The 14,798-nt window shown below is 58.5% G+C and carries 12 protein-coding genes; 1 reads left to right on the forward strand and 11 read right to left on the reverse strand.

What is annotated here, in order from left to right:
* Positions 1-6: 6 nt before the first annotated feature.
* The 9 genes from meaB to BLT01_RS09185 form a co-directional block, all read right to left on the reverse strand.
* Positions 7-1,077 (reverse strand): methylmalonyl Co-A mutase-associated GTPase MeaB, encoded by a 1,071-nt coding sequence (gene meaB / locus BLT01_RS09145; RefSeq protein WP_092097372.1) that lies wholly within the window; start codon positions 1,075-1,077, stop codon positions 7-9.
* The gene (gene scpA / locus BLT01_RS09150) at positions 1,074-3,230 is read right to left on the reverse strand and encodes a methylmalonyl-CoA mutase (RefSeq protein WP_092097373.1); all 2,157 of its coding nucleotides are present in this window, start codon (positions 3,228-3,230) and stop codon (positions 1,074-1,076) included. Before scpA ends, meaB begins: the two co-directional genes overlap by 4 nt.
* Entirely contained in the window at positions 3,227-4,918 is a 1,692-nt protein-coding gene (locus BLT01_RS09155) for a methylmalonyl-CoA mutase family protein (RefSeq protein ID WP_092097374.1), read from the reverse strand. The genes scpA and BLT01_RS09155 overlap by 4 nt, the downstream gene beginning before the upstream one ends.
* Before the next feature lie 344 nt (positions 4,919-5,262).
* The gene (locus tag BLT01_RS09160) at positions 5,263-6,603 is read right to left on the reverse strand and encodes a dihydrolipoamide acetyltransferase family protein (protein WP_092097375.1); all 1,341 of its coding nucleotides are present in this window, start codon (positions 6,601-6,603) and stop codon (positions 5,263-5,265) included.
* Positions 6,604-6,623: 20 nt separating this feature from the next.
* A complete protein-coding gene (locus tag BLT01_RS09165) occupies positions 6,624-7,607 on the reverse strand; it encodes an alpha-ketoacid dehydrogenase subunit beta (RefSeq protein ID WP_092097376.1) in 984 nt (327 codons plus the stop codon).
* Complete coding sequence (locus BLT01_RS09170; RefSeq protein ID WP_092097377.1) at positions 7,607-8,614, reverse strand: thiamine pyrophosphate-dependent dehydrogenase E1 component subunit alpha; 1,008 nt, start codon at positions 8,612-8,614, stop codon at positions 7,607-7,609. Before BLT01_RS09170 ends, BLT01_RS09165 begins: the two co-directional genes overlap by 1 nt.
* A gap of 20 nt (positions 8,615-8,634) precedes the next feature.
* Positions 8,635-10,062 carry a dihydrolipoyl dehydrogenase gene (gene lpdA, locus BLT01_RS09175; RefSeq protein ID WP_092097378.1) on the reverse strand — a complete coding sequence of 476 codons (1,428 nt, stop codon included), beginning with the start codon at positions 10,060-10,062 and terminating at the stop codon, positions 8,635-8,637.
* A 45-nt stretch (positions 10,063-10,107) separates the two neighbouring features.
* Positions 10,108-11,205 carry a branched-chain amino acid dehydrogenase gene (gene bcd / locus BLT01_RS09180; RefSeq protein ID WP_092097379.1) on the reverse strand — a complete coding sequence of 366 codons (1,098 nt, stop codon included), beginning with the start codon at positions 11,203-11,205 and terminating at the stop codon, positions 10,108-10,110.
* 34 nt (positions 11,206-11,239) lie between these two features.
* Positions 11,240-13,255 (reverse strand): sigma 54-interacting transcriptional regulator, encoded by a 2,016-nt coding sequence (locus BLT01_RS09185; protein WP_092097380.1) that lies wholly within the window; start codon positions 13,253-13,255, stop codon positions 11,240-11,242.
* Positions 13,256-13,385: 130 nt separating this feature from the next.
* Here BLT01_RS09185 and BLT01_RS09190 point away from each other — a divergent pair, with 130 nt between their 5' ends.
* Positions 13,386-13,625: a DUF2627 family protein gene (locus BLT01_RS09190; protein ID WP_092097381.1), complete on the forward strand. Its 240-nt coding sequence runs from the start codon at positions 13,386-13,388 to the stop codon at positions 13,623-13,625.
* An 18-nt stretch (positions 13,626-13,643) separates the two neighbouring features.
* On the opposite strand, the gene BLT01_RS09195 is transcribed toward BLT01_RS09190, so the two are convergent.
* Positions 13,644-14,363 (reverse strand): glycerophosphodiester phosphodiesterase, encoded by a 720-nt coding sequence (locus tag BLT01_RS09195; protein ID WP_176765101.1) that lies wholly within the window; start codon positions 14,361-14,363, stop codon positions 13,644-13,646.
* A gap of 162 nt (positions 14,364-14,525) precedes the next feature.
* Positions 14,526-14,798: sporulation initiation factor Spo0A C-terminal domain-containing protein (locus BLT01_RS09200; protein ID WP_281241505.1), on the reverse strand; the 273-nt coding region annotated here is incomplete at its 5' end.

Genomic DNA, 14,798 nt, shown 5'->3' on the forward strand with positions numbered 1-14,798 from the left:
CGGGTTTCAGCCGCGGAATAATTCCTCGACGGCCGCCGTCACGGTCAGTCGGCCGTCAAGAATTCTGTCCTCGAGGCGACCGACTTCCTGTTTCCTGCCTTCTGATGCATAAAACGAGTCGATCAGATGATCTTCGATCGACTGGCGGAACCAGGCTCTCAGCTGATCCCGGCGCCTTCTGTCCCACTCTCCGGAAGCGGACATGCTGTCCCGGAAGCCGAGGACCGTCTCCCATACGTCCTCCAGTCCTGTCCCGGCAAGAGACGATACGGGATGGACGGTCGTCTGCCAGCCCGGAGTGGCCGGCTGCAGCATGCGGAGAAACTGCTTGTACTCCCTCGCTGTCCGCTTCGCAGGGATGATGTTGTCCCCGTCCGCCTTGTGGATGATGATGCCATCCGCCAGTTCCATGATGCCTTTCTTGACTCCCTGTAGCTCGTCCCCCGCTCCTGTCAGGACAAGAAGCAGGAAAAAGTCCGCCATGCCTCTGACCGCGGTCTCGCTCTGGCCGACACCGACCGTCTCGATGAGGATGACGTCGTATCCCGCCGCCTCGCAGAGAAGCATCGTTTCTCTCGTTTTCCGGTGGACGCCGCCGAGTGTTCCCGATGACGGCGACGGGCGGATAAATGCGTTCGGATGCCGGGACAGTTCTTCCATCCTCGTCTTGTCGCCGAGAATGCTCCCCCCGGTCACGGTCGAACTCGGATCGATCGCAAGCACTGCCACTTTGTGGCCCGCGTCTGCAAGCGTGAGGCCGAACGATTCAATGAAGGTGCTTTTGCCGGCGCCGGGCACCCCGGTGATGCCGATCCGGATGCTCTTTCCGGAATCCGGAAGCAGGCCGAGGAGGAGATCCTGTGCGGCTTTCCGGTCCTCCGGCGCCCGGCTTTCCAGCAGGGTGATTCCCTTTGCCAACGCGAGCCTGGAACCGGACCGGATCTCTTCGGCCAGTTCTTCTGCAGGGATCGGCCGGCGCTTTTTGACGAATCGCTTCCTCGGGCCCGCGGACATGCCGTCATGCGGCGGAATGCCGCCTTCGGTCCGCGTTTGGGCCTGTTTTTCCCGTTCCGTCAATCGACGGCTTCCTCGTAGCCGAGCTTGCGGTAGATGGCTTCGATGACTTTCTGAGCGGAAACCGGGATGACGGTGCCCGGTCCGAAGATGGCGGCTACGCCCGCATCGTACAGGAAGTCATAATCCTTCGCCGGGATGACGCCGCCGGCGAACACGACGATGTCCTCCCGCCCGATTTTCCGGAGCTCTTCGATCAGCTCGGGAATTAGCGTTTTATGCCCCGCGGCAAGCGAGCTCACGCCGACCGCATGGACATCGTTTTCCGCCGCCTGCAGCGCCGTTTCGGCCGGTGTCTGGAAAAGCGGGCCGATGTCGACGTCAAAGCCGAGGTCCGCAAACGCGGTCGCGACAACCTTGGCGCCGCGGTCATGTCCGTCTTGCCCCATTTTGGCGACCATGATCCGCGGACGGCGCCCCTCATTTTCCAGGAACTCACCGGTCATTTCCATGACTTCTTGGATCGCCTCGGCATCGGTGAAGTTCGAGCTGTAGACACCGCTGATGGAACGGATGACAGCCTTATGCCGGCCGGACGCTTTTTCGATCGCGTCGGAAATTTCCCCGATTGACGCACGGGCGCGGGCCGCGTCCACCGCGAGGGCGAGTAGGTTGCCTTCTCCGCTGCGGGCCGCTTCGGTCAGCTTGTCGAGCGCCATGCGGACGACGGCATCGTCGCGCTCCGCTTTCATCTTCTCAAGTCGCTCGATCTGCTTGCGCCGCACTTCGGTATTGTCGATGTCGAGGATCTCGATCGGGTCCTCCTGTTCCGGACGGTATTTGTTCACGCCGATGATCGATTCGGAGCCGGAGTCGATCCGGGCCTGGCGGCGTGCCGCGGCTTCCTCGATCTTCATCTTCGGCAGTCCGGTTTCGATCGCTTTGGCCATCCCGCCGAGCTCCTCGATCTCTTCGATCAGATCCCATGCCTTTTCCATCAGTTCCCCTGTCAGCTTCTCGACATAGTAGGAGCCGCCCCACGGGTCGATGACGTTCGTCATCTGGGTTTCCTCCTGGAGGAACAGCTGCGTGTTGCGTGCAATCCGTGCCGAGAAGTCGGTCGGGAGGGCGATCGCCTCATCCAGCGCATTGGTGTGGAGCGACTGGGTATGGCCCATCGCAGCCGCGTTCGCTTCGATCAGCGTCCGGGTGACGTTGTTGAACGGATCCTGCTCGGTGAGGCTCCAGCCCGACGTCTGGGAATGTGTGCGGAGCGCAAGCGACTTCGGATTTTTCGGTTCGAATGACTTCATCATCTGTGCCCAGATCCGGCGTGCCGCCCGCATCTTGGCGACTTCCATAAAGTAGTTCATGCCGATCGCCCAGAAAAAGCTGAGCCGCGGGGCGAACGAATCGATGTCGATGCCGGCCTTGAGTCCGGTCCGGACGTATTCCAGCCCGTCCGCGAGCGTGTAGGCGAGCTCGATGTCCGCTGTCGCGCCTGCCTCCTGCATATGATAGCCGGAAATCGAGATCGAGTTGAACTTCGGCATGTTCTTCGAGGTGTACCCGAAAATATCCGCGATGATCCGCATCGACATCTCCGGCGGATAAATGTACGTGTTCCGGACCATGTATTCTTTCAGGATGTCATTCTGGATCGTTCCGGACAACTTTTCAGGCGCGACGCCCTGTTCCTCTGCCGCCACGATATAAAACGCCATGACCGGGAGGACCGCGCCGTTCATCGTCATCGACACCGACATCTGGTCCAGAGGAATCCCGTCAAAGAGGATCTTCATGTCTTCGACCGAGTCGATGGCAACCCCGGCCTTCCCGACATCTCCAGAGACCCGCGGATGATCGGAGTCATATCCGCGGTGTGTCGCAAGATCGAACGCCACGGAAAGGCCTTTTTGGCCCATCGCCAGGTTCCGGCGGTAAAACGCGTTGCTTTCCTCAGCAGTTGAGAATCCGGCATATTGGCGGACGGTCCACGGTCTGGACACATACATCGTCGGATAAGGGCCGCGTGTGTTCGGAGCGATGCCCGGCATGTCTGACAGATGGCCGAGCCCGTCCAGGTCTTTTCCGGTATAGGACGGGAGGATTCCGATCCCCTCATACGATTCTGCAGGCGCCCCGTCCGCAGCCTGGTGCGCGCTCCCTTGCAGGACTTGTTCCGGGTCGATTTTTGTGAAGTCCGGTTTGTTCATTGCTGCATTCCCCCTTTGACAATCCCTTTCACTTCAGCCAGCTTGTCCAGGATATCCTGACCTTTGTAATAAAATCCTTGAAGGCCGGCTTCCCGGAGCGATGCCTCGGTTTCTTCCGGGAAACGGCCCGCCGCATCGAGAACAGTCAAATCGGGTTTGCCGGCAAGCACCGCCCGCACCGCTTCTTCCGCCTGGTCGGCAGGCGCACAGAAGATCGCGTACACCGGCTGTTCCGACGCCATATAACCCAATGCCTCTTCCACGGTTTCAACTAGCGGAGACAGCTCCGGGCGGATGCCGCCGACGGCAAGCACGCCCGCCGCGAAATCGGCCACCGGCTTGACGGCCTTCAGGCTGCCGTAGCGGATCAGGTGGACCTTGCTTCCCTGAAGGGAGGACCGGATGGCCTCGAATGGCTCGGCAAAACGGCCTTCCGCTCCGTCGGATCCATCCGGCTGCCGGATCGCCTCTGCCGGATCTGCATAGATGTTCGTCCCGATCAGCGACTCTTTCCGTACAGCCAGACGGCGGATGCGCACTTCTTTTTTATCCGCAAGCATCCGGTCCAGCGTGCCGTCCGCAGTGATGGCCGTGATGCCGCCCTGTTTCTCGAATTGCAGGAACAGCTCCCAGGCTTTCCGGTACAGGGAGCCGGTCAGCGACTCGATGTAGTACGAGCCCCCGGACGGATCAAGTACGCGGTCCGCATGCGCTTCCTCCTTGAGGATGTGCTGGACATTCCTCGCGACCCGCTCGGAAAAGCCCGTGCTCCCCGTCAGCGTGTCGAGAGGGGCGACCGTGATGGCATCGGCGCCGCCGATTGCGGCAGCGAAGGCCTCATTGCCGCTCCTGAGCAGGTTGACATACGGATCGGCGAGCGTGTGGGTGCGCAGGGACGTCCGGGCGATGACCGGGACATGCACCGGCTCCTCCACACCGTAGGCGGCAGCAAACGACCTGAACAGCAGCCGGAACGCACGCAGTTTGGCAATCTCCGTGAAAAAGTGCGTGTCGACGTCAAAAGCGAAGAATAGCTTCCTAGCCATTTGGTCGAAATCATCTTCTTCCCCCGCGATTTCTGCTGCTTCGGAAAGGGCCGCAGCCAGTTCTGTCACCGCATCCGCCCCTTTCATATGTACGGAACCTGTATCCACGGCGATGGTCCGGAGCAACGGGAAGCGCCGGGACAGGTCAGCAGACCGGTCCACGTCCGCATAACCCGCAACCAGCCGCCTCTTGTTTTCCGGCACACTGCCGAATACGGCAAGAAATGGATCGTCCGGCCGGCACCGCACGTGAACGGGCACTTCCGTGATCAGTGCGGCCAGGGCGGCCAGCACTTCTGCGTCCGCTTCCTTTTCCCACCCGCCTGCATAGACGACGGCCCCATTTCCCCTGCCCAGCGAGGATTTCACCTTTTCCAGGTACTTGGCAGGGTCCGCCTCCCTTGTCTCCTGGAGAATCATCCAGTCCGTTTTTCCGATTCCGTCCCGGATGGCACGGACCCGGTCTTCCTGGCCTTCCGGAAGATCCTCCGCCGTGTAGAGCGGCTTCAGCGTGATCCCCTCAGGTGTCTTGGTTTCAAGTGATGCAAGCGGTTTCCCTTTTAGCGAAGCTTCGGCCGCTTTACTCCAGTCCCCCACGGTGGGCTGTTCAAACGATGTCTGTTTCATCGTGTCGATGGTCATGTGCCTCTCCCCCAATGTGAATAGTGCTTATTTTCATTCTACCGGAGAACCCGATCGCTTGAAAGATGGAATGCTAATCAATCGCGTTGTCTGACTGAACAAGCGAAATCGTGCCGGATTCAAACAGATCGACGCGGACGGTTTCGAATGCGCTTTAGCAGCTGCAACGATGACACACTGCCGGAGTGATATATCCGCGTGGAACTGCTCGATATCCTGCTGAAAGTGGCTGATATCTCTGCCGCCGCCAACGGTTGCCGAGACCAACGATTTCAATGAACTCCATAACGGAAAAACGGCAAGGCGCACCCGGGTTCAATCCGGTGAGCCTTGCCGTTTCAATATTAGTAAACCGACGTATTCTCACTGGAAATGTTCTCAAGGATTTCCTTCACCCGCGCCAGGAACCGTCCGGCCACCAGGCCATCCAGCACTCGGTGGTCCAAGGACAGGCAGAGGTTGACCATGTCGCGTGCCGCGAACATGCCGCCTTCCATGATGATCGGGCGCTTGACGATCGATTCCACCTGGAGGATTGCAGCCTGCGGGTAGTTGATGATGCCCATCGACTGGACGGAACCGAACGAACCGGTGTTGTTCACCGTGAACGTGCCGCCCTGCATTTCTTCGGACTTCAGCTTGCCCGAGCGGACTTTGTCCGCCAGTTCCTTGATCTCCCGCGCGATGCCTTTGATCGTCTTTTCGTCGGCATCTTTAATGACCGGCACAAACAGGGCATCTTCCGTCGCGACGGCAATCGAGATGTTGATCGCTTTTTTCTGGATGATCTTATCGCCCGCCCACATCGAGTTCATCATCGGGAATTCCTTCAATGCCTGGGCCACTGCCTTCACGAAAAAGGCAAAGTAGGTCAGTCCGAAGCCTTCTTTTGTCTTGAAGTCGTTCTTGATGGAATCGCGGTATTGGACGAGGCCGGTCACGTCCACTTCGATCATGGTCCATGCATGCGGCGCTTCGTGTTTCGAGCGCAGCATGTTGTTTGCGATGGCGCGTCGTACGCCGGATACCGGAATCTCGGTGTCCCCTGCAGCCGTCTGGACGCCCGCGGCCTGTTGCTCCGGCTGTTTGGCCCGGGCAGGTGCGGCTTCCGGTTTCGGCCCGGCGCCCTGCACGTTTGCCGGTTCAGGCTGACGGGCAGCCGTTTCTTTCGGGATCGTCCCGGATTCGATCAGCTTCGTCAGGTCTTTGCGGGTGATCCGGCCGCCGCGGCCGGAACCTTCCACCTGCGAAAGGTCGATGCCGTGTTCCTGGGATAGCCGGAGCACCGCCGGTGAATACCTCACTCCCGGACCGCCGGTTTTGGCAGGGGCCGACGATCCGGCACTGCCCGAAAGGTTTTCCGGTTTGTCGGATCCTGCAGCCGGCATTTCGTTTGCCGGTTCACCTTCGGCCGGCGCGGCTTCGGTTTCTGCGGATGCTGCATCTTCCGTTTCGATCGTGCAGACGGCTGCCCCGACTTCGAGGGTTTCTCCTTCACCGGCGATGAGTTCCTTGATGGTTCCGGAGAAGGAAGACGGGATTTCAGCCGTCACTTTATCCGTATTGACCTCGGCGAGGGGGTCGTATTTCTCGACCGTATCGCCCGGTTTCACGAGCCAGCGTTCAATGGTGCCTTCGGTCACACTTTCGCCCAGCTGGGGCATGGTGATGGTTTGTTTCGCCACTTGTTAGCCCTCCGTCCGTATCAGAATTCTGCGAGATCGCGCATCGCTTTCTCGACCTTGTCCGGATTGATCATGAAGTACTTCTCCATTGTCGGTGCGTACGGCATCGCCGGCACATCCGGCCCGGCAAGCCGCTGGATCGGTGCATCCAGATCGAACAGGCACTCTTCCGCGATGATCGCCGCGACTTCGCTCATGATGCTGCCTTCCTTGTTGTCTTCCGTGACGAGGAGCACTTTGCCGGTTTTCGAGGCCGCTTCGACAATCGCTTCCCGGTCAAGCGGGTAAACGGTCCGGAGATCGAGGATATGTGCGGAAATGCCGTCCTCCGCTAGCCGCTCGGCTGCCTGCAGGGCGAAGTGGACCGCTAGGCCGTAAGTGATGACCGTGATATCCTCGCCCTCGCGTTTGATGTCCGCCTTCCCGATCGGAATGGTGTAATCTTCATCCGGAACCTCGCCCTTGATCAGGCGGTAGGCGCGCTTATGCTCGAAGAACAGCACCGGATCGTCGTCACGGATGGCTGCCTTCAGAAGCCCTTTGGCGTCGTAGGGCGTCGAAGGGATGACGATTTTCAGCCCCGGCTGGTTGGCGAAGATCGCTTCCACCGACTGAGAATGGTAGAGCGCCCCGTGGACGCCGCCGCCGAACGGGGCACGCACGACGATCGGACAGCTCCAGTCGTTGTTCGACCGGTAACGGACGCGCGCCGCCTCGGAGATGATCTGGTTGACCGCCGGCATGATGAAGTCGGCAAACTGCATTTCCGCAATCGGGCGCATGCCGTACATGGCGGCACCGATCCCGACCCCCGCAATCGCCGATTCCGCAAGCGGCGTGTCGATGACGCGCTCTTCGCCGAACTGGTCATAGAGGCCTTGCGTCGCCTTGAAGACGCCTCCTTTTTTCCCGACGTCCTCGCCGAGGATGAAGACGTTGTCGTCACGCTCCATTTCTTCTTTCATCGCGAGCGTGATGGCATCGATATAGGACCGTACCGCCATCATTCATCCCCTCCCTGTTCCGCGTAAACGTATTTCAGAGCACTTTCCGGTTCCGCGTACGGAGCCGCTTCCGCGTAATCCGTCGCTTCGTTGACCGCCTGCTTGACGCGGTCTTCCATTTCCTTTTCCGTCCCGTCATCCAGCACGCCCGCTTCTTTGAGGTAAGCCGCGAAGCGCGGGATCGGGTCTTTTTCCCGCTCGGCCTTCAGGTCTTCCTCCGAGCGGTACGCGCGGTGGTCATCATCCGAAGAGTGCGCGGTCAGGCGGTAGCAGATCGTTTCGACGAGCGTCGGGCCTTCGCCGGCACGCGCCCGGTCGGCGGCCGCCTTGACGACTTCGTAGACGGCAAGCGGATCGGTGCCGTCCACCGTATGGCCCGGCATCCCGTATCCGACCGCGCGATCGGATACATGTTCACAGGCTAGCTGCTTCTCGACAGGAACGGAGATGGCATATTTGTTGTTTTCCACCATGATGATGGTCGGCAGCTTGTGGACTCCCGCAAAGTTGGCGCCCTCATGGAAGTCCCCCTGGTTGGAGGAGCCTTCGCCGAGCGTCACGAATGTGATGAAATCCTTTTTCTTGATCTTGCCCGCCAGAGCCACGCCGACTGCATGCGGCAGCTGTGTGGTCACCGGAGAAGATCCGGTGAGGATGCGGTTCTTTTTCTGGCCGAAGTGGCCCGGCATCTGCCGGCCTCCGGAGTTCGGGTCTTCGGCTTTTGCGAACGCGCTCAGCATCAGGTCTTTCGGCGTCATGCCGAAATGGAGGACGACGCCCATGTCGCGGTAGTACGGTGCGATATAGTCTTTTTCCGTATCCAGCGCGAATGCGGCGCCGACTTGAGCGGCCTCCTGTCCCTGGCAGGAAATGACGAACGGGATTTTGCCGGATCGGTTCAAAAGCCACATCCGCTCATCCAGCCGGCGTGCGGTCAGCATCGTCTCGTACATGCGCAGGACATCTTCATTGGAGAGTCCCAGCTGTTCATGACGGTTGTTGGTCATCTTTCGGTTTCCCCCTTTGATTACATATGGATGGCCTTGCCGTCGACGGCAAGTGCCGCTTCACCCATCACTTCGCTCAAGGAAGGATGCGGGTGGACAAGGGACGCGACTTCCCAAGGCGTGGCGTCGAGGACTTTCGCGAGGCCCGCCTCGGAGATCATGTCGGTGACATGCGGCCCGATCATATGGATGCCGAGGATGTCGTCGGTGGCCTTGTCGGCGACGATCTTCACGAAGCCGTCGGATTCCCCGTGGACAAGCGCCTTCCCGATCGCCTTGAACGGGAATTTGCCGACTTTGACATCGAATCCGCGCTCCTTGGCCTGCTGTTCCGTAATACCGACAGAAGCCGCCTCCGGGCTCGAGTAGATGCAGCGCGGCACCATGTCAGGGTCGACCGGATGCGCGTCGGTTCTCGCGATATGCCCGACCGCGGAGATCCCTTCATGGGACGCCACATGGGCCAGCTGGAGGCCGCCGATCACGTCCCCGATCGCATAGATATGGGACTCTTTTGTCTGGTAGGTGTTCTTGACTTTGATGAAACCGCGGTCAAGCTCGATATCGGTGTTTTCCAGGCCGATGCCTTCCGTGTTGGCCTGGCGTCCGACGCAGACCAGCATTTTTTCCGCGGTGAACGTTTCCGTCCCTTCGCCGACCTTCGCCTCGATGGAGACGGAGCCTTCCTGCTTGTTCAGGGTGTCGGGAAGCACTTCGGCCGACGTGGCGAATCGGATGCCGCGTTTTTTCAGAAGCTTCTCCATCTCGCGGGAAATGTCCGCGTCCTCGGTCGGCAAAATCCGGTCCGCGTACTCGATGACCGTGACGTCCACCCCGAAATCGTTCAGCATCGAAGCCCACTCGATCCCGATGACACCGCCTCCGATGATCACGATGGAAGCGGGTAGTTTTTCGAGGGCAAGCGCCTCATCGGATGTGAGGATGCCCGTGCCGTCGATTTCCAGTCCTGGCAATGTGCGCGGCCTGGAGCCGGTGGCGACGATGACGTTCTGGGGAATAAGGATATCGTTTTCCCTTCCGTCTTCATATTCGACCGAAATGGTCCCCGGCATCGGCGAGAAGATGGATGGCCCGAGAATCCTGCCCATTCCCTCGTAGACATCGATTTTCCCTTTTTTCATGAGAGCGCGAACGCCGTTGTGCAAACCGTCGACAATCGACTGCTTGCGCTTTTGCACCCGGTCGAATGCAAGCGTCACTTCTCCGGTCATCACACCGAATGATTCCGACTCGTCCTTGGCAAGCCGGTAGACTTCGGCACTGCGGAGCAGCGCCTTGGATGGGATGCAGCCGCGGTGCAGGCATGTGCCGCCCAGTTTCCCTTTTTCGACGACCGCCGTCTTCAGCCCCAGCTGTGCGGAACGGATGGCGGCAACGTAGCCGCCGGTCCCTCCCCCGAGAATGACGACATCATATTCAAGAGCCATTGGATGGCCTCCTTTATCCTTTAATGGTGCGGAATCGGTCAGCCATCAGCGGCGGTGGAGTGTATCCTTGCCGTTCCGGAGAAACTGGCTGCGCGATTTTGCAACGTTGGCGATCCGTTCCTCTGCAAGGCGGTCAGCCGCAGCATAGGAAGGAATGCCGTCGCGCTTCGAGATCTCAAAGACTTTTGCAATCGTGTCATAGATCTTCTCGACTTTCTTCATCGCCCGTTCGGGATTGTACCCTTCCAGCTCATCGGCCACATTGATGACGCCGCCTGCGTTGATGATGTAGTCGGGTGCGTAAACGATGCCCATTTCATGGATGCGGTCACCGTGTTCCGGTGTCTTCAGCTGGTTGTTCGCAGAGCCGGCGATGACTTTCGCATTGAGCTGAGGGATCGTTTCGTCGTTGATGGTCGCGCCGAGCGCGCAAGGCGCATAGATGTCGCACTCCACGCCGTAGATGTCGTTGATGCCGACCGCTTCCGCATCGAATTCTTCCACTGCGCGGCGAACAGACTCTTCGTTGATGTCCGTCACGATGAGTTTCGCGCCTTCCTCATGCAGATGGCGGCAGAGCGCGAATGCCACATTGCCGACGCCCTGGACGGCGATCGTCTTTCCTTCCAGGGAGTCGGTTCCGAACGCTTCCTTTGCAGCAGCTTTCATCCCGCGGTAGACACCATAGGCCGTGACCGGGGAGGGGTTACCCGAAGAACCGGCATGGGTCGGGGAGATACCGGTGACAAAGTCCGTTTCCTGGTGGATGATGTCCATGTCTTCCTCTGTCGTGCCGACATCCTCTGCCGTGATGTATCGTCCGTTCAGCCCCTGTATGTAGCGCCCGAATGCACGGAACATCTCTTCATTTTTATCCGTTTTCGGATTGCCGATGATGACGGTCTTGCCGCCGCCAAGGTTCAGGCCGGCTGCTGCGTTTTTGTAAGTCATGCCTTTTGACAGGCGGAGCGCATCGATGACTGCTTCCTCTTCCGTCGCATACGTCCACATCCGGGCACCTCCGAGTGCCGGGCCGAGCGTGGTGTCGTGGATGGCGATGATCGCCTTCAGGCCGGACGTTTTATCGTGGCAGAACACCACTTGTTCATAATCGCTTTCCTCGAGGTATTTAAACAGTTCCATCTTCTTTCTCCTCCTTATGATCATGTACCCGGTCTCAAACGAGCCGGTGCTTCTCAAGCTTGTAGTAAAGCGTGCGGACCGAGATCCCGAGCTGCTTGGCTGCATCGGACTTGTTCCCCCCGCAAGTTGTAAGCGCTTCCTTTAAAATTAATTTTTCATGGGCATCCAGCTGTTCGGCCAGAGTGCCCGCCGCCCCGCCCCCCTCTGCCTGAAAAACAGCGGAAAGGTCGGGTTTCCCGAGTGTTTTGTCTGCCGGCTGCATGAAGATCAGCGCCCGGCTGATGATGTTTTCAAGCTCCCGCACATTGCCCGGCCAGTTGTGATGCCTGAGCAGGGAGGCGGCGTCCTCGGAAATCTCCGTGACGGCGCGGCCAAGGTCCTGATTCAGCTTCGGGAGCAGTTTTTCCGCCAGAAGCTTGATGTCGCCCCTTCGCTGGCGAAGCGGAGGGATGTGGATCGGCATCCGGTTCAGCCGGTGGAACAGATCTTCCCGGAACTTCCCTTCCGTCATGAATTTCTCGAGGTTCCGGTTGGTGGCGGCGATGACCCTGACAGAAACAGGGACGGGCCGGCTGCCGCCTGTCCGGTAAAATTCGTGTTCCTCCAACACCCTCAGTAGGGTCACCTGGACATCTTGGGGCAGTTCGCCGATTTCATCGATGAACAAAGTGCCGCCATGTGCCTCTTCGAACAGGCCTTCGGTGACTTCGTTTTTCCCGTCCGCCGAGAGCTCCTCGGAACCGAAAAGTTCCCTCGACAAACGTTCTTCCGGGATCGCCGAGCAGTTGACACGGACAAAGTTCCCGCGCCCCGCTTCGTGATGGATGGCCTGTGCGAACACTTCCTTGCCTGTCCCCGATTCCCCCCGCAAGAGGATCGGGAGCGGCAGTGTGGCAGCCAGCCTGGCCTGCTGGATCGCCAGCTGCATTTCCGTCGAATCCCCGACCAGGTCCTCGAACGTGTACCGTGTCTCAAGCGAGCGGATGATCCGGCGTGCATGATCGAGTTCATCGGCAAGCTCCCGCATTTCCGTCAGGTCGTGGATGATGCCGACGCTTCCCTTCAGCTTGTCGCCCACAAGGATCGGTGCCACGTTGACGACGACTTCCCTGGCCGCAGGGCCGACTCGCATCCTGACCCCGCGGATGGGCCGTCCGGTTTCAAGCACTTTCATATGGATACTTTCACCCTCGGTAATATCGACCGAGGCCGGCTTCCCGATGACATCCGCCTTCGTAAGTCCGGTGAGCCTGGTGTAGGCCGGGTTGATCATGATACCCCGACCATGTTCATCCACGACGGAAATGGCATCGTCGCTTGAATGGATGATCGCTTCCAGCATCGACTGGATCTCTTTCAGGTTCGTGATTTCCTCTGCGAGTTCGACCACACCGGAAACATCGCGGAAAACAGCAAATGCACCGGCCCGGTTGCCGGAAGGATCGCTGAGCGGCCGCCTGGACGTCACGGCACGGGTACCGTTTGAAAGGGTCAGCTCCCGATTCAGTTCCGGAATCCCGGTCTTGGCGACATGAGGGAGATTGCTGTCCGGAATGACGTCAAGGATGTGGCGGCCGAGCGCGCTTCGCACCGGCGTGCCGGTAATGAGGGACGCGCTCCGGTTAAAGAACCGGATCATTCCGTCTTTGTCAATTCCGATCATGCCCTCGTCGAGAGAATCAAAAATCATTTTGTTTCGTGCTGTTTCCGAACGGAGCTGCTCAATGTAATCGGAATTTTCCTCAAGCAGGCTGACGAGCAGTTTGGCGATGGTCCCGGGAATCAGGACGGCATGGGCCGGCCTGGCCTTAAGAAGTTCGCCGAAAACACCCTGCTCGCCTGTTACGTCGAAAATCATATGGAGATCATTTGAAAGGAAAGGGCGCCAGTTTTCGCCGTGCGGAATGCCGTTTACCTCTGCCAGCCGGATTCCAGGGGCTTCCGGATTCGGATCAACAATTCCTGCGACATTCATGTAATCCAGTTGCAGAAGAAGCTTTAAAATGGCGGTGCCGCCAGCGCCGGCCCCTACGACCAGTACATTCTGCAAAATCCTTCAGGCCCTTCGTGAGATTTGTGCAATGATTTGCATAATCAACTTCATCATACCCGATTGCAGTCTCCTTGACAATCCTCATCTCCAAAAGGAAAATAAACTCGATAGAAAGGGAGAGATCATCATGCAGCGGCTCGCCGCCTTCATCGTTCTGCTTATTCCGGGCATCGGTGCTGCATGGGGGATCAAATTGATGCGTGATGCGCTGTTCGGCGTCCGTGCATCCGGATTCCCCGTCTGGCTCCAATTCCTGTTCGGACTTGTCATCCTGATTCTCTGCATCGGATTTTTCGCAGGATTCCTGTTCAGAAGGGATCAGCGGAACGGCAAAATACCGAAAGACCGTTTTAAAAGGAAAAGCTGAAAGGTTCCTGACTTTGTGTCAGGAACCTTTTTGCATCGCTTTTTTGACCGCGTCCGGAAAGTCGGTGATCCATCCGCGGATGAAGGATTCAGGTTTCGGGATGAACGGTTCAGTTCCGTCAACGGCATAGACTCGGGCGAATTTTCCTTCCCGCTCGATAGCGTTGAGGTATTTTCCGGACCAGAGGCGTTTATGAATGTGGAATCCGTCCGCGCTTTCATATACCCCGAGCTGGTCCCAGCGTGATTTCCTGGTCACGATCAGCGCTGTCTCAGCACCCGGATCGGTCTGCTTCACCCGCATCAGCAGTGGGTAATGAAAAGAGGAAAAATGAACATCCGGGTAACCTTTTACTGCCAAGACCACCTGTTCAACTGCTTCAGGACGGTCCAGGAACGTTTCTTTCAGTTCAAGGTTGAGAGGAGGAGTCCCGGCTGCGTTTGCCCACTTCATAAATTCACGGAACGTCATCACCGGCTTGCCGAACAGCCGCTTCCACCGGTTCCGGCCGACATTCAGTTCCCTCAACTCTTCAAGTGTCAATTCTGTAATAAACTTTCGCATGCCGGTGACCCGGTATAAGTCGGCATCGTGGATGATGACCGGCACACCGTCCTTGGTCAGCTGGAGGTCGGTTTCGATGCCGTCCGCCCCGATACCGACCGCTTTCTCAAATGCCCTGAGCGTGTTTTCGAACGCGTACCCGGAAGCCCCCCGATGCGCATATACTTTTCTCATGTATTTCATCCTTTCTCGCATCCTATCCGCCTTTTCCCCTGAAGTCAAGATTGAAAACGGCTCTGTCCTTGCAACCCCTGCTATCTCTATAAAACGGAAAAAGCCGTCCGGATGTTACGGACGGCTCGGATCGGCAAGTGCCGGTATGAGTGCGGTTTTCTTTTAAGCGGTCATGAATTCCAGGCGGAGCCGGTCAGAGACCATTGCAATGAATTCCGAATTGGTCGGCTTGCTCTTCATATGGTGGACCGTATAGCCGAACATTTTCGAAATGACTTCATAGTTCCCCCGATTCCAGGCGACTTCGATTGCATGGCGGATCGCCCTTTCCACACGGGAAGGCGTCGTGTTAAACTTCTCGGCGATTTCTGGATACAGGACTTTTGTGACAGAACCGAGCAGGTCGACATCGTGGTACACCATCGTGATCGCTTC

This window comes from Bhargavaea beijingensis (genome assembly GCF_900101985.1).
Lineage (GTDB): Bacteria > Bacillota > Bacilli > Bacillales_A > Planococcaceae > Bhargavaea > Bhargavaea beijingensis.